At 73.5% G+C, this 18,456-nt stretch carries 14 protein-coding genes; 5 read left to right on the top strand and 9 right to left on the bottom strand.

Going from position 1 to position 18,456, the window contains the following annotated elements:
- Positions 1-3 precede the first annotated feature (3 nt).
- Together ACFY1T_RS30685 and ACFY1T_RS30680 are read right to left on the bottom strand one after the other, a co-directional pair.
- On the bottom strand, positions 4-966 hold the full coding sequence (locus ACFY1T_RS30685; RefSeq protein WP_390791050.1) for a glycosyltransferase: 963 nt from the start codon (positions 964-966) through the stop codon (positions 4-6).
- The gene (locus ACFY1T_RS30680) at positions 918-2,939 is read right to left on the bottom strand and encodes an O-antigen ligase family protein (protein ID WP_390791049.1); all 2,022 of its coding nucleotides are present in this window, start codon (positions 2,937-2,939) and stop codon (positions 918-920) included. The genes ACFY1T_RS30685 and ACFY1T_RS30680 overlap by 49 nt, the downstream gene beginning before the upstream one ends.
- A gap of 95 nt (positions 2,940-3,034) precedes the next feature.
- Between ACFY1T_RS30680 and ACFY1T_RS30675 the strand changes: the two genes are divergently transcribed.
- The gene (locus tag ACFY1T_RS30675; protein ID WP_390791048.1) at positions 3,035-3,715 is read left to right on the top strand and encodes a hypothetical protein; all 681 of its coding nucleotides are present in this window, start codon (positions 3,035-3,037) and stop codon (positions 3,713-3,715) included.
- Between the two features lie 86 nt (positions 3,716-3,801).
- Here ACFY1T_RS30675 and ACFY1T_RS30670 read toward each other — a convergent pair whose 3' ends face one another.
- The 7 genes from ACFY1T_RS30670 to ACFY1T_RS30640 form a co-directional block, all read right to left on the bottom strand.
- A complete protein-coding gene (locus tag ACFY1T_RS30670; protein WP_390791047.1) occupies positions 3,802-4,848 on the bottom strand; it encodes a glycosyltransferase in 1,047 nt (348 codons plus the stop codon).
- The gene (locus tag ACFY1T_RS30665; protein WP_390791046.1) at positions 4,845-8,144 is read right to left on the bottom strand and encodes a DUF4082 domain-containing protein; all 3,300 of its coding nucleotides are present in this window, start codon (positions 8,142-8,144) and stop codon (positions 4,845-4,847) included. Before ACFY1T_RS30665 ends, ACFY1T_RS30670 begins: the two co-directional genes overlap by 4 nt.
- 38 nt (positions 8,145-8,182) lie before the next feature.
- Complete coding sequence (locus tag ACFY1T_RS30660; protein ID WP_390791045.1) at positions 8,183-9,298, bottom strand: DegT/DnrJ/EryC1/StrS family aminotransferase; 1,116 nt, start codon at positions 9,296-9,298, stop codon at positions 8,183-8,185.
- A complete protein-coding gene (locus tag ACFY1T_RS30655) occupies positions 9,295-10,113 on the bottom strand; it encodes a NeuD/PglB/VioB family sugar acetyltransferase (RefSeq protein WP_390791044.1) in 819 nt (272 codons plus the stop codon). Before ACFY1T_RS30655 ends, ACFY1T_RS30660 begins: the two co-directional genes overlap by 4 nt.
- Positions 10,110-11,276: a DegT/DnrJ/EryC1/StrS family aminotransferase gene (locus ACFY1T_RS30650; RefSeq protein ID WP_390791043.1), complete on the bottom strand. Its 1,167-nt coding sequence runs from the start codon at positions 11,274-11,276 to the stop codon at positions 10,110-10,112. The genes ACFY1T_RS30655 and ACFY1T_RS30650 overlap by 4 nt, the downstream gene beginning before the upstream one ends.
- Positions 11,273-12,298 (bottom strand): SDR family NAD(P)-dependent oxidoreductase, encoded by a 1,026-nt coding sequence (locus tag ACFY1T_RS30645; RefSeq protein ID WP_390791042.1) that lies wholly within the window; start codon positions 12,296-12,298, stop codon positions 11,273-11,275. The genes ACFY1T_RS30650 and ACFY1T_RS30645 overlap by 4 nt, the downstream gene beginning before the upstream one ends.
- A gap of 113 nt (positions 12,299-12,411) precedes the next feature.
- The gene (locus ACFY1T_RS30640) at positions 12,412-13,536 is read right to left on the bottom strand and encodes a Gfo/Idh/MocA family protein (protein ID WP_390791041.1); all 1,125 of its coding nucleotides are present in this window, start codon (positions 13,534-13,536) and stop codon (positions 12,412-12,414) included.
- Between the two features lie 412 nt (positions 13,537-13,948).
- Between ACFY1T_RS30640 and ACFY1T_RS30635 the strand changes: the two genes are divergently transcribed.
- The 4 genes from ACFY1T_RS30635 to ACFY1T_RS30620 all read left to right on the top strand — a co-directional run bounded on the left by ACFY1T_RS30635 (position 13,949) and on the right by ACFY1T_RS30620 (position 18,234).
- Positions 13,949-14,821 carry a glycosyltransferase gene (locus ACFY1T_RS30635; RefSeq protein ID WP_390791040.1) on the top strand — a complete coding sequence of 291 codons (873 nt, stop codon included), beginning with the start codon at positions 13,949-13,951 and terminating at the stop codon, positions 14,819-14,821.
- A gap of 113 nt (positions 14,822-14,934) precedes the next feature.
- Entirely contained in the window at positions 14,935-16,353 is a 1,419-nt protein-coding gene (locus ACFY1T_RS30630; protein WP_390791039.1) for an MFS transporter, read from the top strand.
- Positions 16,350-17,363 carry a TolB-like translocation protein gene (locus ACFY1T_RS30625; RefSeq protein ID WP_390791038.1) on the top strand — a complete coding sequence of 338 codons (1,014 nt, stop codon included), beginning with the start codon at positions 16,350-16,352 and terminating at the stop codon, positions 17,361-17,363. The genes ACFY1T_RS30630 and ACFY1T_RS30625 overlap by 4 nt, the downstream gene beginning before the upstream one ends.
- 82 nt (positions 17,364-17,445) lie before the next feature.
- Complete coding sequence (locus ACFY1T_RS30620; protein WP_390791037.1) at positions 17,446-18,234, top strand: SDR family NAD(P)-dependent oxidoreductase; 789 nt, start codon at positions 17,446-17,448, stop codon at positions 18,232-18,234.
- Positions 18,235-18,456: the final 222 nt, after the last annotated feature.

Raw genomic sequence — 18,456 nt, 5'->3', positions numbered from 1 at the left:
CGGTCAGGGACCGGGCGTGGCGCGCAGCGCGGACGGGCTGGCCAGGGCCCGGGCCGCCGCCAGGCTCGCCGGCCTGCCGAGCGCGGCCCTCGAGGTCTCCCGCAGCAGTACGGCCCCGCGGAAGGCGGCGGTCGCCGCCGCCCCGTGCCGACGGCCGTAGAGCCGCACCCGGTTGAGGGTCAGCAGGGTCCACAGGCGGGGCGAGACCTGGGAATCGCCCCCCAGGTGCACCGCGCGGGCGCCGGGTTCGAGGCGGGTGGCGAAGCCGCGGTCCCCCGCGCGCAGGCAGTACTCGGTCTCCTCCGAGTAGAGGAAGAAGGATTCGTCCCAGGCCCCGCAGGCGTCCAGGCAATCCCGGGAGAGGGCCATGAGGGCGCCCGTCGCCCAGTCGGCGACCGTCGCCCGCTCGTACGCGGCCGCGTCGGTGACCAGCTCGCTCCAGCGCGGGAACCGCCCGGCCCTGCGGTTGCCGATCACCGCCTCCCCCAGGGCCCGCGTCACGCGCGATTCGCGGCGCAGCGAGTGCTGGAGGGTGCCGTCCTCCTCGTACAGCAGCGGCACGCTGATCCCGACCCGGCGGCCGCCGGACAGCGGTGCGTCGAGGGCGTCGACGAGGAGTGCGGCGCAGCCCCGCCGCATCCGGACGTCCGGATTGCACACGAGGGCGGCGCGGAAGCCCCCCTCCCACGCGGCGGCTGCTTCCAGCGCGGCGTTCACCCCCGCCGCGTACCCGGCGTTGCGACCGGTCTGGACGACCGTGGCCCCGGGGGCCAGCGAGCGGACGACGTCGACGGTGTCGTCGGCGGAGTCGTTGTCGGCGACGACCAGGCGCCAGTCGAGACCGTCCATGCCCTCGGGCAGGGAGGCGAGGAACCCGGGCAGCACCCGGGCACTGTTCCAGGTGACGACGAGGACGGCTACGGGACCGGCCGGGCGGGAGCGGTCCGGGTGGCTACGGGTGGGCATGGGGACTCCGCGGTTCGGGGCTTCGGCGGCGCGCCGCGCCGGATGAAGCCGAGGTGACTGCCTCCGGCGGCGATCGTCAGGAAGAACATCCCGGCGAACATCGGGAAGCTGAGGGCGTCGAAGGTGGCGCTGCTGACGAGGGCGACGAGGGCGGAGGCGAAGAACGCCTGGCCCAGCTCCCGTTCGGACTCGTCGGCGGCGAGGCGGCGGATGGCACCGCCCTGGTGGATCCCCGTGAGGAACAGCGCCAGGAGGGCGAGCAGGCCGAGCATGCCCATCTCCGCCAGGGTGAGCATGTACTGGTTGTCGGTGAAGAAGTAGAGGTCCGGCGTGAAGGTCCCGAGGCCCCGCCCGAACAGCGGGTGCTCCTCCAGGTAGGGGACGATCGCGCTGTACTTGACGGTTCGGGCCTGGGTGCTGCTGTCGGAGTTCGACAGGAAGGAACTGAAGAGCGTGGTGATGGTGCCGATCAGCCCGGGTACGGCGACCTTGAAGCAGGCCACCGAGCCCACCAGCAGGCCGATCGCGGTCCAGCGGCGCTGCGGCTTCCAGCGCGGCACCATGACCAGGACCACGATGAGCGCGCCGATGATGGAGGTCCGCGACACGGTCAGCGGCAGCGCTCCGCCCATCAGGGCCACCGGCCCCCAGCGGCGCCAGCGGCTGAGGTGGCCGCGGACCGGGTCGAAGGCCTGCTGGACGGCGAAGGGCAGCATCAGGGCGAGCATGCCGCCGAACTCCAGCGGCTGGGCGGTGGTGGAGCGCGGCCGGGTGAACGCTCCGCGGTCGAGCGTGGTGATCTGCGCGACGCTGGACTGGAGTCCGGGGATGCTGATGTGTTCGGCGATGTTCGTCGCGGTGAAGAAGTCGTAGTAGCCGATGGCGGCCACCACCGAGCCCATCACGACGGCCCGTCGCAGCAGGACGTCGAGGCGGGCCCGGTCCTGGATGCCGGCGGAGACCAGTACCACGATCGACACCCAGACGAGCAGTCCGATCAGGCCGCGGTCCGCGCCGAGCACCTCCTTGTGGGTGCTGCCCCGGGCGGCGTCCGCGAGGTACGAGGCCAGCACGGAGACGGCCAGCAGCCACATCGCGACCCGGGGCAGCCGGGTGCCCGGGGCGGGCCGGATCCGGCCGGTCAGCCAGGTGGCCAGGTACCAGAACAGGCAGAGCAGGGCGAACACGTTGGCCGGGGTGCCCACGCCGCCCATGCCCGGCAGGGTCAGGTTCGAGGGGATGAAGAAGGCCAGCCCCAGGTAGCCGCTGAGCAGCGCGGTGGCGTCCGGCGTGCGGCCCGGCAGCCTCCTGCGGGCGCGCGCCCTGGGTGCGCCGGCCGCGGCCGCGGCCGCCTCGCGCCTGCGGCGGCGGGCCACCAGCAGGGTCTCGGTCACGAAGGAGAGGGTGAAGCCGGCGGTCACGCCCGCGATCACCACCGCCAGCACCTGCTGGTAGCGGCTCTTGAGCTGGGGCACCGGGGTCTGCGGCAGCACCACGGGGGCCGTCTGGACGAAGTACGCGGGCTGCACCTTGGCCGCCGCCTGGAGCGCGTTGAGCTGCTCGCCGGCGAAGGTGGTGAGCGTACTGGTCTCCTTGAGCACCTTGGCCCGGTCGGTGCCCGTGACGGTCAGCGTGAGCATCGGGCCCGAGGTGTTCGCGGCGAAGCCGACCGTGTACGGGTCGCTCACGCCGAGGCCCTGCAGGTCGCGCGCCGCGTCGGCCCCGGACAGGGTCCTGATCAGCACGTCGGCGGTGACGACCAGCGAACCGCCCGCGTTCGAGATGGGGTTGCCGAAGGCCGGCGCCAGTTCGGCCACCGCCGTGGAGTCGAGCAGTGCCACCGAGCTCTGCGACTGGTACGCCACGGGCACCGAGCGGTACAGGTGCATCCCCGCGAGGAGTCCGATCACCGTCAGGGGCACCATCACGTACCAGCGGCGCCGCAGCACGGCGACCATCTCACCGATGCTCACGAATGCCCCCTCGCGCCTGCCGGAACCGATGGCGGGCGGACCGGCGTCCTGGAAAGATCGAACGCGACGGAAGGAATCCTGTGTCGCCTGGTGAGTTGTTCCGCACGCTTCGCCGCCGCTGGTACGTCCTGACCCTGGTGGCGGCGCTCGCGGCCGCCGGGGCCCTGCAGGTGCTCCGCCCCGCACAGACCTATGTGAGTTCGGCGATCGTCGTGCTCAAGCCGCCGGTGACCGGCAGCCAGCCCAATCAGCTCGCCAATCTCCAGCCGCCGCTGGCCGCCGTGTCGTACGCGGCGGTGCAGCACATCGAATCCCCCGCCGGGGCCGAGGAGTTGCGTGCCGCGGGGGTGGCCGGCACGTACCGGCTGATGCCGCGCAACAGCGGCACCAGCGTCACCCCGCGCTACCTGATCCCCTCGCTCCAGGTGCAGGCGGAGCACGCGGATCCCGCCGCCGCCAACCTGGCCGTGCTCAAGGTGGTCGAGGCGTACACCAAGCGGATCACGGCCATGCAGGCGGAGCAGCAGATCCCGGAGAAGGCGCGGATGAGCGTCACCCTCCTCGTGCCGCCGACGGCGGTGGCACAGACGGGGACCAAGAGCCGCGGACTGGCCGGGGCGGCCCTGCTGGCCGGGGTCTGCGGGGTGGCCGCCGCACTGTGGACCGATCAGCTCGTGACGCGCCGGAACCGGCGCCGGCGCGAGAGCGCCGACGCCGGTCCGGTGGACGAGGACGAGGCGCGGAGCCGGGTCCCCGTGGCCGCAGGGGCCCGCTGAGGAAGCGGGCCCGCGGGCCTTCCGGCCCCCGCTGCGGGAGCCTTGGTGCAGGTGGTGCTGCTCGTGCGTGTGGTGCTGCTGAATCATCAAATCCCTCGGCGCTTCCAGGACTGCCACCAGAGCCACTCGCGCCCGCGGTCGGCGACCGCCGAGAGCACCAGCGGCTGCAGGTACGGCATCGCGCGGGCCCCGATCCGCCGCCGCCTGCGCAGCGCCCGGTACTCGGGGAGCCCGGTGTACCGCGGCAGGCACTCGGCGGCGAACGCCTCGAGCTCCTCGACCGGCACGGCCCCGGTGCGCCCTCGGTCGTACGCGCGGTAGGCGCGCCGCAGCGCGTACCGGGCGAGCCGGGTCCGCGCCAGGGTGGAGAGCCGGGCGGCGTCGGGTAGCAGGCCGGCGCACTTCTCCAGGACCGAGTCGAAGGCGACGAGGCGCTGGCGAAGGTCGTCGAGCTGTCCGCCGAAGTCCGTGGTGGACATGTTGTTGCCGTGGACGCGGTAGAAGGCCTGGTCGGCCCCGCGTACGTAGCCCACGTCGGCGTGCGCCGCGAGCCGCATCCACATCTCGATGTCGCCGGCGTGCGGGAGCTGCGGGTCGTAGCCCCCGACCTTGCGCTGGAGGCTGGTGCGGACGACCACCTCGGGCGAGGTGATGCACCCGGTGCCCTCCCGGAAGCGCCGTTCCAGCCACCACTGCCCGGGGTAGACCACCGAGCCGGTGCCGCGGGTGCGGGCCGCGGGGAGCGGGCCTCCGTGCCGGAACCGGAGCGGCCGGCCGTAGGCGAATCCGGCCTCGGGGTGGGCGTCGAGCAGGGCCGCCGCGCGCACCAGGGCTCCGGGGACCAGCCGGTCGTCGGCCGACAGCAGGGCCACGTAGTCCCCGTCGGCCCACTCCAGCAGGCCCTCGTTGTAGGTGGCGATGTGGCCCTGGTTCTGCTCGTGGACCCTGACCTCGATGCGCGGGTCGGCGGCCGCCAGTGCCCGGGCGACGTCCGCGGAGTCGTCGGGCGAGGCGTCGTCGATGATCAGCACCCGTACGTCGACGCCCGGCTGTTCGTCCAGGACGCTCTTGACGCAGTCGGCCAGGAAGTGGCCGTACTTGTAGCAGGGGATCACCACGCTGACGGTGCTCACTGGCCGCTCACCTCCGTCGAGCCCTCCGCCGCGAGGCCGCTCGGGGCCGTGGTGGTGAAGACGGGCCCGACCCAGTAGTTCACGGAGCCGAAGGTGTTGGTGGGGAAGGCGGTGGAAGTTCCGTACTTGTAGAGCCCGTTGGCGCCGCCGCTGCCGTCGGCCGGGGCGACCAGCGGGTAGGAGCGGTGCGCGGCCGTGAAGTAGCCGCCGTCCACGGAGTACTTGCCGTTCGGCGCGTGGTAGGAGGCCACGTAGCTGGTGCCCGCGGTGATGGGTACCGGGGTGGCGAAGTGGAGCTGCTGCCAGCCGGACAGGGTCTCGCTGCCGAAGGTGCCGGTGGCGAGGAGGGTGCCGGTGGCCGACCACAGGCTGCCGGTGTGCGTGCCGGTGTTGCCGGGGCCCTTGTAGAAGGTGATGCCGGTGACGTAGCCGCTGACCGCGGACTGGAAGCGGGTGCCCAGCTCGACGGAGTTGGTGTCGTCGCCGACGTTGGCGGTGCTCGGTTCGGTGGCGGACGTCCACAGCGTGCAGGGGCAGTTCACCGTGGGCGGGCTCGCGCTGGTGGTGAAGGTCCAGGTGACCGGCGCGGCCATGGTGTTGCCCCACAGGTCGGCGGCCTGCACCGAGGCCGTGTACGTGGTGTTCAGCACCAGTTCGGTGGACGGGGTGAAGGTGGCACTGTTGGAGGCGGTGAGGACCTTGCTTCCGGGGACGGTGGCGCCGCCCGGGTCCTTCAGGGTGAAGGCGAGGGTGTCGGAGTCGATGCCCTCGCTGAAGGTGGCCTTGACCGCGGCGGTGATGGCGGTGCCGGTCGCCGCGGACTGCGGGGTGATCGAGGTGACGGTGGGCGGGTTGGTGCTGGCGCTGGAGGTGTCCAGGACCGCGTCGACCCAGTAGTTGCTGCCGGAGGCGGCCGTGGACGGGAACCCGCCCGTGCCGCTGTAGCGGTAGACGCCGTTGCCTCCGTCGGTGCCGCTGCGCAGGGCGGTCAGCGGGGCGAGGCCCGCGTCGGCGGAGGCGAAGGTGTTGTCGAAGGAGTACCCGCCGTTGGGGGCGAAGTAGGAGGCGATGTAGGTGGTGTTGGCCTTGATCGGGACCGGCGAGGCGAAGTTCAGCTGCTGCCAGCCGGACGCGGTCTCGTTGGTGAAGGTGCCGGTGGCCAGGCGCTGGCCCGAGCTGCTCCACAGGCTGCCGGTGTGGGTTCCGGTGTTGGCCGGGGACTTGTAGAAGCGGACGCCCGTGATCGAGCCGGGTGCCGAGGAGCGGATCTTGACGCCGAGTTCGACGGCGCTGCCGTCACCGGCGTTGACGGTGCCCGGCACCGCCGCGGCCGGCCAGACGGTGCAGGGGCACTGCTGGGGTCCCACGGTCAGCGGCACGGTGGTGGTGGCGCCGATGTTGACGCTGTCGTCCACCGCGCGGACCTTGATCTGGACGGGTCCGGGGGCGGTCGGGGTCCACTTGTAGTTCCAGGAGCCGACGCCGGTGGCCGCCTTCCAGGTGGTGCCCCCGTCGGTGGAGACCTCCACGCGGGCCACCACGCCGCCGCCGCTGTCGGTCGCGGTGCCGGTGATGGTCACCGGGCGCAGTGCGGGCACCGTGGCATTGGCCGCCGGGCTGGTCACCGTGATGGCCGGTCCCGTGGTGTCGGTGGAGGCGGTCGTCGCGACCAGGTTGGTCTGGAGGGACTTGGGCTGGACGCCCATGTCGGCGAACACGTTGACCGTGGCCTGCTGCATCCGCTTGTCCTCGGTGACCACCGTGTCGTCGGGGTTGCCCGTCGGCATGTTGGTCAGGCCCCAGGACCACTGCACGGTGCCGGCGCCGAAGACCAGCGCCTGCGAGGTCGGGTCGCGGAAGGCGACCAGGCTGTGCGTCGCGGTGCCGTTCCCGTACGTGTTGCCGTAGTCGAGCCGGAGCTTGCCGTCGTTGATGTCGACCGTGGTGGAGGACATCGCGATCTGACCGGGCGGCCGGGCCGCGTCCTCCACGTCGCTGTCCCACTCGTATCCGAGCGTGCCGGTCGGGAAGGTGGCGGTCTGGGAGGGGGTCAGGTTCGCGACGGTGGTGTTGCGCCACAGCCGCATCTTGGCGAACGCGCCGGGCACGGTGATCGCGTCACTGCGGTAGCCGTTCACGCTGAACAGCGAGCCGGTCAGCTGGTTCTGCGGCTGGTACGGCCGTCCGTTCGTGGAGCTGGCGGGGTCCATGAAGGTGCCCGTCCAGATCCCGCTCGGGTCCGGGACGCCGTTGGGCTGGGGGAAGGAGAGCTTGGTCTCCTTGTAGCAGACCAGGGTCCGGTTGGCCGTGGCCGCGCCGTCGATGCTGGGTGCGAGCCGGGTCTTCCAGAAGACCTCGTTGCCGCTGAAGTACGTCTGGTGGAGCCCGGCGCGGCGCGCGTTCAGCGCGTTGGTGAACTGGTCCTGGGTCCAGTACTCGTCGTGGCCCGAGGACATGAAGACCTTGTGGTTCCTGAGCTGGGTCGCACCGCGTGTCGACATGTCGATTCCGGACATGTAGCTGACGTCGTACCCGTTGCGCTCCAGCCACGAGATCATCTGGTATTCGGACCCGTAGATCCCGTTCTCGCCGCCGATGTCCATCGGCCGGTTGTAGCTGACCTCGTACGCGCGGCCGTCGGGCGCGGGGCCCCCGCCGTCGTACAGGTCCTGTCCGCCGTAGTTGTTGTACGCCTGCCAGGTCTGGTCACTGGTCTGCACGACGACGTCGGAGTGGCTGGCGTCGTTGCGGACGACGAACGGGTACGGCATCACCCCGTTGCCGTCCGCCTGGTCGAGGTTGGCGATGTACAGACCGGACACGGCGTCGGCCGGCACGGTCCACGTCGCGGTGACGGGCCAGTTGCCGCAGTCCACCAGGCCGGTGGCGGCCTTGGTGGTGCAGCTGCGCGGGTTCCCGCCGGGCGCGAAGTTCGCCGGGTAGGTCTGGGCCGCCTGCGCCGCGGTCGACATCAGGCGGGCCCCGTCACCCCCGTAGTGGCCCAGCCGGTAGACCGACACCCGGTACGGGGTCGACGACTGCACCTTGAACTGCACGGTCTCGCCCGCCTGGACGCTCATCTGGGCGCTGAAGCCCTTGATGTCCCCGTAGGCGCTGGGCGAGAACCAGTCGGACATCGGTGTGCCCGGTTTGGAGTTCTCGCACACGATCGCGTTCGTGCCGGGACCGCAGGGGTCCACCGCACCCGCCACGGAGGACGGAGGTAAGACCGTGGCCATCAGGGCGGCGACCACGGTGAAGAGGCCGTACCGGAGCAACCTTGTCCGTCTGTTCATCTGTACCTCTTTTTTGTGCGTCGGCGCGGCGCTGGGCGTCAGCGCAGCGCGTCGGTGAGCGCGTCCACGACCCGCTGCTGTTGGGCGGCGGTGATCTGCGGGAAGAGCGGGAGGGAGAGCATCCGGTCCGCGGCCTGCTCGGCCTGCGGGAAGTCCCCGCGGCCGTGGCCGAGATGGGCGAAGGCGGGGGTGAGGTGGACCGGGGCCGGGTAGTGCACGCCCGCGCCGATGCCCTCCGCGTTGAGCTTGCCGACGACGGCGTCGCGGTCGGCGCCGCCGACCCGCACGACGTACAGGTGCCATACGTGGACGTTGCCCTCCGCCGTGACCGGCAGGGTCACGCGTCCGGCGGCCGCCAGGTCGGCCAGCAGGCCGTCGTAGCGGGCGGCGGCGGCGCGGCGGGCGGCGTTGCCGTCGCCGAGGCGGGCCAGTTTGGCCCGCAGCACCACGGCCTGGAGGCCGTCCAGCCGGCTGTTGAACCCGGCCACGTCGTGGCGGTACTTGGCGACGCCGCCGTGGTTGGCCAGGGCCCGTACGAGGTCGGCCCGCTCCTCGTCGTCGGTCACCACCGCGCCCGCGTCCCCGTAGGCGCCGAGGTTCTTGCCCGGGTAGAAGCTGGTGGCGGCGATCGCGCCGCTGCCGGGGGTGCGGCCCTCGCGGCTCGCCCCCTGGCTCTGGGCGGCGTCCTCGACGACCTTGGCGTACGGGGGCAGTTGCGCGGCCAGCTCCGCCGCCGGGGCGCACTGCCCGTACAGGTGGACCGGGACCACGGCGCGCGTGGCCTTGCCCACCGCGTCCAGCGCGGCCTGCGGGTCCATCAGCAGGGTGTCGGGGAGGCAGTCGACCAGGACCGGCCGGGCGCCGATCCGGGCGACGGCCCCGGCGGTGGCGATGAACGTGTTGGCGGGCAGCACCACCTCGTCGCCGACGCCCACCCCGCTCGCGCGCAGGGCGAGTTCGAGGGCGTCCGTGCCGTTGGCCACGCCGACGCAGTGGCCGACACCGGCGAAGGCGGCGTACTCGCGCTCGAAGGCGCGGACCTCCTCACCGCCGATGAAGGCGGTGTCGGCCAGCACCCGGTCGAAGCCTGCGCGTAATTCCTGCGCGACCTCGGCGTGCGCCGCCTTCAGGTCCACGAGAGGTATCTGGTTCATCCGACTGTGCTCCCCATCCGTGTTTCCGTGCTCATGTCGGTCTCGGGACTCTTCCGCGTCCCCGGCCCCGGGCCGGTCTCCCCGCCGTCGGCCGTCAGCTCGTCGAGGGCCGGGCCCCCCGCCGCGCGCAGCCGGCGCGCGGGGCTCCCGGCCCACACCTCGCCGGGCGGCACATCGGCCAGGACCGTGCTTCCCATACCGGTCAGCGACCAGGCGCCGACCGTGGTGTTCTCCCGTACGAGGGCGCCCGCGCCCACGTACGCCCCGCGCCCCAGCCGGACCCCGCCGCCGAGGCGGACGCCCGAGGCCAGGGTCGCGAAGTCCCCGACCGCGTCGTCGTGGGTGAGGACGGTGTGCGGCATCACCGCCACGTGGGCCCCCACCCGTACGGCCGCGGTCAGCACGCAGTGCGCCAGCAGCACCGTGCCCGGGCCGAGCACCGAGGAGGCCGAGACCGCGGCCGTGGGGTGGACCACGGTCGCGTACCGGCTCTCGGGCAGGGCCAGGCGCCGCACGATGCGGGCCCGTACCGCGTAGTCGCGCGGGCTGCCGACGCAGACGACGACCCGGGCCCCGGGCCGCCGGTGCACCAGCTCGCCGCCGCCCAGCACCGGCACCCCGTCGACCTCGCGGCCGTGCAGGGCCGGGTCGTCGTCGAGGTGCCCGGCGAGACGCCAGCGCGGGGCGCGGCCGCGTTCCCGGTCGGCGGCGGCCGTGTCCCGTACGGCCTGGGCGGTCTCGCGGGCGAAGCCGCCCGCGCCGACGATCAGCAGGTCCCGGGTGACCGGGTCGCCGGGCCCGGCCGGGCCGGTCATCCGCCCGCCCGTCCGCGCAGCACCGCGACCACCCGGTCCTGCTGCTCCCGCGTCATGGTGTGGAACAGCGGCAGGATCAGCGAGTCGCGGCTGATCCGCTCGGTGACCGGCAGTGGCGCCGCCCCGTGCCCGGCGTACGCCGGTTCCAGGTGCGAGGCCATGATCCCGCGCCGGGCCGAGATACCGGCCCCGGCCAGCACGGCGAGCAGCTCGTCCCGGCCGACCGGGAACTCCTCGGTCAGCAGCACCCAGTACGACTGGAAGTTGCCCTCGCCGTGGCCGGGGTCGCGGACCGGGCGCAGTCCCGGGATGCCGGCGAGCAACTGCCCGTACCGGGCCGCCAGTTCGCGGCGGCGGGACACGATCTCGTCCAGCTTGCCGAGCTGCACCAGGCCCACCGCGGCCTGGATGTCGGTCATCCGGTAGTTGTAGCCGACCTCCAGATAGGCCTCGGCGATCGGCTTGCTGCTCGCGTGCCGCTGCGCGGCGGACACGTTCATGCCGTGCTCGCGCAGCCTGCGCAGGCGCTCGGCCCACTGGGCGTCGTCCGTGGTCACCATGCCGCCCTCGCCGGTGGTGATCACCTTGCGGGGGTGGAAGGACCAGGCGGCGAGCAGGGCGCCGTGGCCGACCGACTTGCCGCCGACGGTCGCGCCGATCCCGCAGGCCGCGTCCTCCACCAGCGGGACGCCCCAGTCGGCGCAGGCGGCGCGCAGGGCGTGCACGTCCGCCGGAACCCCGCCCTGGTGGACGGCGAGGACCGCCCTCGTGCGCGGGGTGCGTACGGCGTCCACGGTCTCGGGGGTCAGGTTCCCCGTGGCCTCCTCGACGTCGGCGAAGACCGGGTGTGCGCCGACGTAGCGCACCGCGTTGGCGGTGGCGATGAAGGACAGCGAGGGCACGATCACCTCGTCGCCGGGGCCGAGCTCCAGCGCGATCAGCGCCAGGTGCAGGGCGGTGGTGCACGAGCTCACGGCGATGCCGTGCTCGGCGCCCACCCGTTCGGCGAAGGCCCGCTCGAAGGCGGCGACCCGGGGGCCCTGGGCGACCCAGCCGGAGAGCACGGCCTCTGCGGCGGCCTGCGCCTCCTCCTCGCCGAGCCACGGGACCATGACGGGGATGCGGGCGGGGGCCTTCGGGGCGGGGGCGGTCCCGGCGCTCATCGGCCGGCCTCCCCGGCCGCGGCCTGCGCCGCCGCGTCGGCGCCGGCCGCGGCGTCGGCGGCGCGCTCGGCCCGCCACCACTCCACCAGGTCCCGCAGCCCGCGGCGCATGTCGATCTCGGCGGTGAAGCCGAGCCGCCCCGAGGCCTGCGAGGTGTCCGCCAGGCGCCGGGTGACCCCGTTCACGGCGCGGGCCGGACCGTGCTCCGGCACCATGCCCTGCGCGCACATGGCCTCCAGCAGTCCGACGGCCAGGTCGCGCAGGCTGGTCTCGGAGCCGCTCGCGACGTTGAACACCTCGTCGGTCAGGTCCGACTCGGCGGCGAGGAGGTTGGCACGCGCGATGTCGCGCACGTCGGCGAAGTCCATGGTCTGGGTGCCGTCGCCGAGGATCAGCGGCGGCTCGCCCGCCGTGATCCGCTCCATCCAGCGGATCAGCACCTCGGTGTACAGCCCGTGGATGTCCATCCGGGGCCCGTAGACGTTGAAGTAGCGCAGCGCGACGTAGTCCAGCCCGTACATGGCGTGGAAGCTGCGCAGCATCCCCTCGTTGAAGGCCTTCGCGGCCCCGTAGAAGGTGTCGTTGTTGTACGGGTGGTGGCGCTCGGTGGTCGGGAAGGTCTCCGCGAGCCCGTAGACCGAGGCGGAGGAGGAGGCGACCACCTTGCCCACCCCGGCGGCCACCGCCGCCTCCAGCACGTTGAACGTGCCGTCGACCAGCACCTCGTTGGCCAGTCGCGGCTCCTCCGCGCACTGGGTGATCCGGATGGCGGCGAGGTGGAAGACCAGCTCGGCCCCCTCGGTCGCCTTCCGTACGGTCTCCCGGTCGCGGATGTCGCCTTCGACGACCTCCACCGCGCCGCTCCCCAGCGCGCGGGCCAGGTTGGCGGCGCGCCCCCGCACGAAGTTGTCGAGGACGACGACCTCGCGCGCCCCCTTGTCGACCAGCAGGTCCACCACGTGCGAGCCGATCGTGCCCGCCCCGCCGGTGACCAGAATCCTCTTGCCTCGTACGCTGCTCAACGCCCTGCCCCTACTGAGTCGGTCATGGTGTTTCGTGCTGGTGCGCCCGGCGCGGCGTGCACGCCGGGCGAGGTGCTGCGGGACGCGGTTCCACGGGGGTCCCGCGCCGGCTGTCAGCGGCCGGTGCGCAGTCCGACGACGGCGCCGCGGAATTCCAGGCTCCGGGAGGCGGCTTCGAGGATGTCGAGCACCTGGAGGCCGGCCCAGCCGTCGGTCAGCGCCGGGCGGCGCGTCCGTACGGCGGCGGCGAACTCCTCGACCATGCTGCGCAGGGCCTCCTTCTCGCCGATCGCGGGCGCCACCATGTCGCCGCTCCGGTAGGAGACGAGCATGTCGCGGCGCTCGTCCGCGCCGATCTCCTGGGGGGTCGTCATGTCCACCCCGCGGTCGAAGACGGCGACGCGCTGGGTGGGGTTGAGGTCGTCCCAGACCAGGGTGCGCTTGGAGCCGCCGACCATCGTGGTGCGGACCTTGACCGGGGAGAGCCAGTTGACGTGCACGTGGGCGATGGCGCCGGTGTTGAGCGTGAGCGTCAGGTAGGCCACGCAGGACTGGCCGGCTCCGATCGGGTCGGCCCCGTGGGCGGCGACGGCGACGGGGTGGACGTTGTCCGGGAGGATGAAGTCGAGGACCGAGAGGTCGTGGGGGGCCAGGTCCCACAGGACGTCGATGTCCTTCTGGACGAGCCCGAGGTTGATCCTGACGGAGTCGAAGAACTGGATGTCGCCGAGTTCGCCGGAGCGGACCATGTCCCTTATGCGGGACACCGCGGGGGTGTAGCAGTAGGTGTGGTCGCACATGAGGGTGAGGCCGCGTTCCTCGGCCTCGGTCACCAGCTTCAGGCCGTCCTCGTACGTGGCGGCGAGGGGCTTCTCGACGAGGACGTGCTTGCCGGCCCGCAGCGCGGCCAGGGCGACGTCGAGGTGGGTGCCGGCCGGGGTGGCCACGGCGACCGCGTCGACGGCCGGGTCGGCCAGCACGGCCGCGTAGTCCGAGGTCGCCTGGACCGTGGAGTAGCCGCCGAGCACCTGCCGCGCCCGGTCGACGTTCAGATCACAGAGCCAGCGGAGCCGGAATGCCGGGCTGGCCTGGAAGTTGCGGACGAGGTTGGGGCCCCAGTAGCCCGCTCCGATGACGGCGACGCCTAACGGCTTGGTCGGCCACACGCCCGTGGCCGCGACCTCGCGCGCCGCACCCTTCACGGCGTCCTTCTCGGTTTCCTTCTCGGATTCCTTCACAGCGTTCCACTTTCCTTCCGCGCACGCCCGCGGGCGTATCGACAACCCATGGCCGGGACGCGTGCGAAGGAAGGGGGTGCCGCCGACGGCCGGCGCCGGGGCGCATGCGCGACCCGTGCGTGACCTGCCCGACGGTGATGGCCCCCCACGACCGATGCCCTACGTGTTGCGACGTACTTCCGCCCCCCGGCCGCCCGGCACCCCTCGCACCGGTCCGGCCACGGGCAGGCGGCCTGTTCCCCCAAGCCGCCGTACCCGTATGTACCCCAACTGCCCTGCTCCGACTGGATTTCCGCGTCGCCGAAGCACGCCGAATCCGGTCGGCTGCGTTCAATCTAGACCACCGGGCGTACCCCCGGGGAGAGTTGGAGGAAACGGTCGGCTCGGCTGTTCGAGCGTGCATACTTCCGGGGTGACCAGCATCGTGATCCCGGCCCACAACGAGGGCCGGGTCATCGGCCGGCTCCTCGACGCGCTCCTCGCCGGTGCCCCGGATTCCGGGCCCGACATCGTCGTGGTGTGCAACGGCTGTACGGACGACACCGCCGCGGTGGCGGGCGCGCGGGGGCCCCGCGTACGAGTGGTGGAGATACCGACTCCCTCCAAACACACGGCACTTCGCGTCGGGGACGAGCACGCGCGGGGCTTCCCGCGCCTGTACGTGGACGCCGACGTGGAGGTCGGCGCGGCCGATGTGCGCGCGCTGGCCGGCGCCCTCGCGGCCCGTCCGGACCTGCTCGCGGCGGCCCCCGGCCGGGACATCCCCCTGTCCGGGTGCGCCTGGCCGGTCCGCGCGTACTACCGGGTCTGGCAGCGGCTGCCGGCGGTCCGCGAGGGGCTGTTCGGGCGGGGGGTCATCGCGGTGACCGAGCCCGGGCACGCGCGGATCGCCGCCCTGCCGCCGCTGATGGCCGACGATCTGGCGGCCTCCCTCGCGTTCGCCCCGCAGGAGCGGCGCGTGGTCGAGGACGCCCGGGTCGTGGTGCACCCGCCGCGCACCTGGGGTGACTTGATCAGGCGGCGCGTCAGGGCGGCGACCTCCTCCGCCGAACTGGAACGGTTCCAGGCTTCGGGGGCGCCCGGAAGCCCGGAGGGGGCGCGCGCGCCGTCCGCACGCACCGGTACGGATGATCTGCGCGCCCTGCTGCGGGCCCAGCCCAGCCTGCTTCCGGGGGTGGTGGTGTTCGTGGTGGCCGCCCTCGCCGCCCGGCGGGGGTCCCGCAAGGCCATCCGGTCCGGGGACTTCTCCACGTGGCTGCGCGACGAGAGCAGCCGACAGGGCTGAGCGGCGCAGGCGGGCCGAATCGGGCCGTACGCCGCCCGGTTGGCCCGTACAAGCACTAGGGTCTCACTCACACGTACGAGTGACCTGACCGTCGGCACCGGGAGCTCCAGAGCATGTACCTCGCGGACCGCTCCGCGCCCGCCGGCGCGAAGACCGCACCGGACGGCGGGCCCCTCCGGGCCCCCGCGGTCGCCTCGACCGTCTTCGCGCTGGGCGCGGTCAGCCTGATCACGGACGTCTCCTCGGAAATGGTCACCGCGGTCCTTCCCCTGTACCTGGTCGCCGGGCTGGGACTGAGCCCGCTCGGCTTCGGCGCCCTCGACGGGGTCTACAACGGGGTCAGCGCGCTGGTGCAGCTGACCGGAGGCCACCTGGCCGACCGGGTCCGCAACCACAAGCTGATCGCGGGCATCGGCTACGGCCTCTCCGCCCTGTGCAAGCCGCTCCTGCTGCTCGCCCACAGCCTGGGGCCGGTGGGCGTGGTCCTCGCGCTGGAACGGACCGGCAAGGGCCTGCGCACCGCACCGCGCGACGCCCTCATCTCCCTCTCCACGCCTGCCGAGTTACAGGGCCGCGCGTTCGGCGTGCACCGCGCCATGGACACCACGGGGGCGCTGCTCGGCCCCCTCGCCGCCTTCTTCATCCTGAACATGGCGGTGGGCGGGTACGACGCCGTCTTCGGCGTCAGCGCCTGCGTGGCCGTGCTCGGTGTGGTGGTGCTGATGCTGTTCGTCCCCTCGGGAGCGGGCATCGGCCCGGGCCCCGCCGGGGCGGCGAAACCGGCCGCGGCGAAGCCGGAGGGCGAGAGACCCGACGGGGAGGGGCCGACCGGGGTGACGCCGTCCGGTGCGACGCCCGCCGGGGTGAAGCCCGCCGGAGCGAAGCCCGCCGGGGTGAACCTCCGTGAGGCGGCGGCCCTGTTGCGCCTGCCCCGGCTGCGCGCCCTCGCGCTCTGCGCGGCCCTGCTCGGCCTCACCACCGTCAGCGACGCCTTCCTCTACCTGCTGCTCCAGGACCGCTCCGGCATACGGGAGCAGTGGTTCCCGCTGCTCCCGCTGGGCACGGCCGCCGTGTTCCTGCTGCTGGCCGTGCCGGCCGGGGCGCTGGCCGACCGGATCGGCCGCCGCAGCGTCTTCCTCGCCGGGCACGCCCTCCTGCTGGCCGGCTACGGGCTGCTGCTGTGGGCCCCGCACTGGCCGGCCCTCCCGTACCTGGTCCTCGTACTGCACGGCCTGTTCTACGCGGCGACCGACGGGGTGCTGCCCGCGGCCGTCGGCGCGACCGTCCCGGCGAAGCTGCGGGCCACCGGCCTCGCCGTCGTCGGCACCAGCCAGGCGCTGGCCCGCTTCGGCTGCTCGCTCGCCTTCGGGGCCGCCTGGACGGTGTGGGGCGCCGGTCCGGCGCTCGCCGCCGCCGCGGCCGGCCTGTGCTGCTGCGCGGTCGTCGCCGGGTTCGTACTCCGCCCGGCGCCGCCGGCGCCCGCCCGGGAATCCGCCACCGACCCCGCCCGACACCCCCGAGGAACCCGATGACCCGCTCACGCCGGCTGCTCGTACTCGCGGTGGCCGTGCTGCTCCTCGGTGGCCTCGCCGCCGCGCTGGTCCTGCGCTCCGCCGCCCGCGCCGAGCAGACGCACGAGGGGGACCCGACGGTCGCCCAGGGCCCGGTCCTCCTCGGCCAGCAGAACCGGCTGGCCTTCCTCAACGGGGCGAAGGGCCCGCACCGCGGAGCCCTCGTCACGGTCCCCGGGCAGACGCCCCAGGCCGAGCGGACCGCTTCGGGGCTCACCTGTCAGCGCTTCCACGCGGCCGCCGGCACCGGCGTGTGCCTGAACTCCTCGCCGGGCGCGCTGGCCCAGGACAACAAGGCCGTGATCGTCGACTCCGAGCTGCGCCCGCTGCACGGCTTCCCGCTCGCGGGCACCCCGTCGCGGGCCCGGGTCGCGCCGAGCGGCCATTTCGCCGCGTGGACGGTGTTCGTCGCCGGCGAGTCCTACGGCGCGGCGTTCTTCTCCACCCGTACGACGATCGTGGACACCCGTACGTGGGCCGTCGAGCCGGACCTGGAGAAGTTCTCCATCGTCCTGGACGGCCGGCCCTACTCCTCGGGGGACGTCAACTTCTGGGGCGTCACCTTCTCCAAGGACGACGACACCTTCTACGCGACGCTCGCCACCGCCGGCCAGACCTACCTGGTGAAGGGCTCGGTCTCGCGGCGCAGCGTCACCACCGTCGCCCAGAACGTCGAATGCCCGTCGCTGTCCCCGGACGAGACCCGGATCGTCTACAAGAAGCGCGTCCTGCGCGGGGCGTCGCTGTGGCGCGAGCACGTACTGGACCTGCGGACGCTGCGGGAGCAGCCGCTGGCGGAGAAGCGCAGCGTGGACGACCAGGCGCTCTGGCTGGACGACCGTACGGTCGCCTACGCCCTGCCCGCCGAGGGAGCGCCGGACACCACCGACCTCTGGACGGTCCCGGCGGACGGCTCGGGCGCCCCCCGCCTCCTCACCCCGGCCGCTTCCTCCCCCACCCGACTGGGCTGATACGGGGCCACCTGCCTGACGGGGCCGCCGTGTCGGCCCTGTCAGGAGCTCCTCGGGCCGGTGTGCGTACAGACTCGGCCTCGTGGACCTGCATCTCACGGACAAGGTGGCGCTGGTCACCGGAGCGAGCAAGGGCATCGGCCTGGCGGTCACCCGGGCGCTGGCCGGCGAAGGCGCGCTGGTGGTCGCCGCGGCCCGTACGGTGGACGGCCCCTTGGCGGAGCTGGCGGACGGCGGGCGGGTCCGGCCGGTGGCCGTCGACCTGGCCACCGCGGACGGACCGGAGCACGCGGTACGGGAGGCGGTCGCGGCCTTCGGCGGGCTGGACGTCCTCGTCAACAACGTCGGAGCGGTCCGGCCGCGGCTGGGCGGGTTCCTGTCGCTGACGGACGAGGACTGGACCTGGGCCCTGAACATCAACTTCCTGACCGCCGTCCGCACCACCAGGGCCGCCCTCCCGCACCTCATCGAGCGGGGCGCGGCGTCGATCGTGACCGTCGGCTCCGTCAACGCCTTCCTGCCCGACCCCGGAGTGATCGACTACAGCGCGGCGAAGGCGGCGCTCACCAATTTCTGCAAGGCGCTCTCCAAGGAGGTCGGCCCGCACGGGGTGCGCGTCAACACCATCAGCCCCGGCCCGGTCGAGACGGCCCTGTGGCTCGGGGACCAGGGGGTGGCCGCCACCGTGGCGGGCGGTACCGGGAGCACGGCGGAGGACATCGTCGCGGGCACCGCCGCGCGGTCCGTCACCGGGCGGTTCACCCGCCCCGAGGAGGTGGCCGACCTCGTCCTGCTGCTGGCGTCGGACCGGGCGGGCAACACCACGGGCTCCGACCACACCATCGACGGCGGACTCGTCACCACGCTCTGACCCCCGCGGAGCTCACGGCCGACGGCGGTGTGCGCATGGCCGACGACGGCCGGGGGCCTCACCGATGCGCGGCCCCCGCGCGGCGGTCGGCTCCCGTAGGAGCCGGGGGGACGTCGGCGGGGGGCCGGCCCGGGTGGGGGCCGCCCCCCGGCCGGGCCGGCGGCCCCGCGGCCCCCCCCCCCCCCGCCCCCCCGGCGGCCCCCCCGAAAACCCCCCCCCCCC

Source organism: Streptomyces sp. NPDC001194 (assembly GCF_042896985.1).
Taxonomy (GTDB): domain Bacteria; phylum Actinomycetota; class Actinomycetes; order Streptomycetales; family Streptomycetaceae; genus Streptomyces.
Note: the sequence above shows the minus strand (reverse complement) of the source record. Positions and strands in the feature narration are given on the sequence as shown.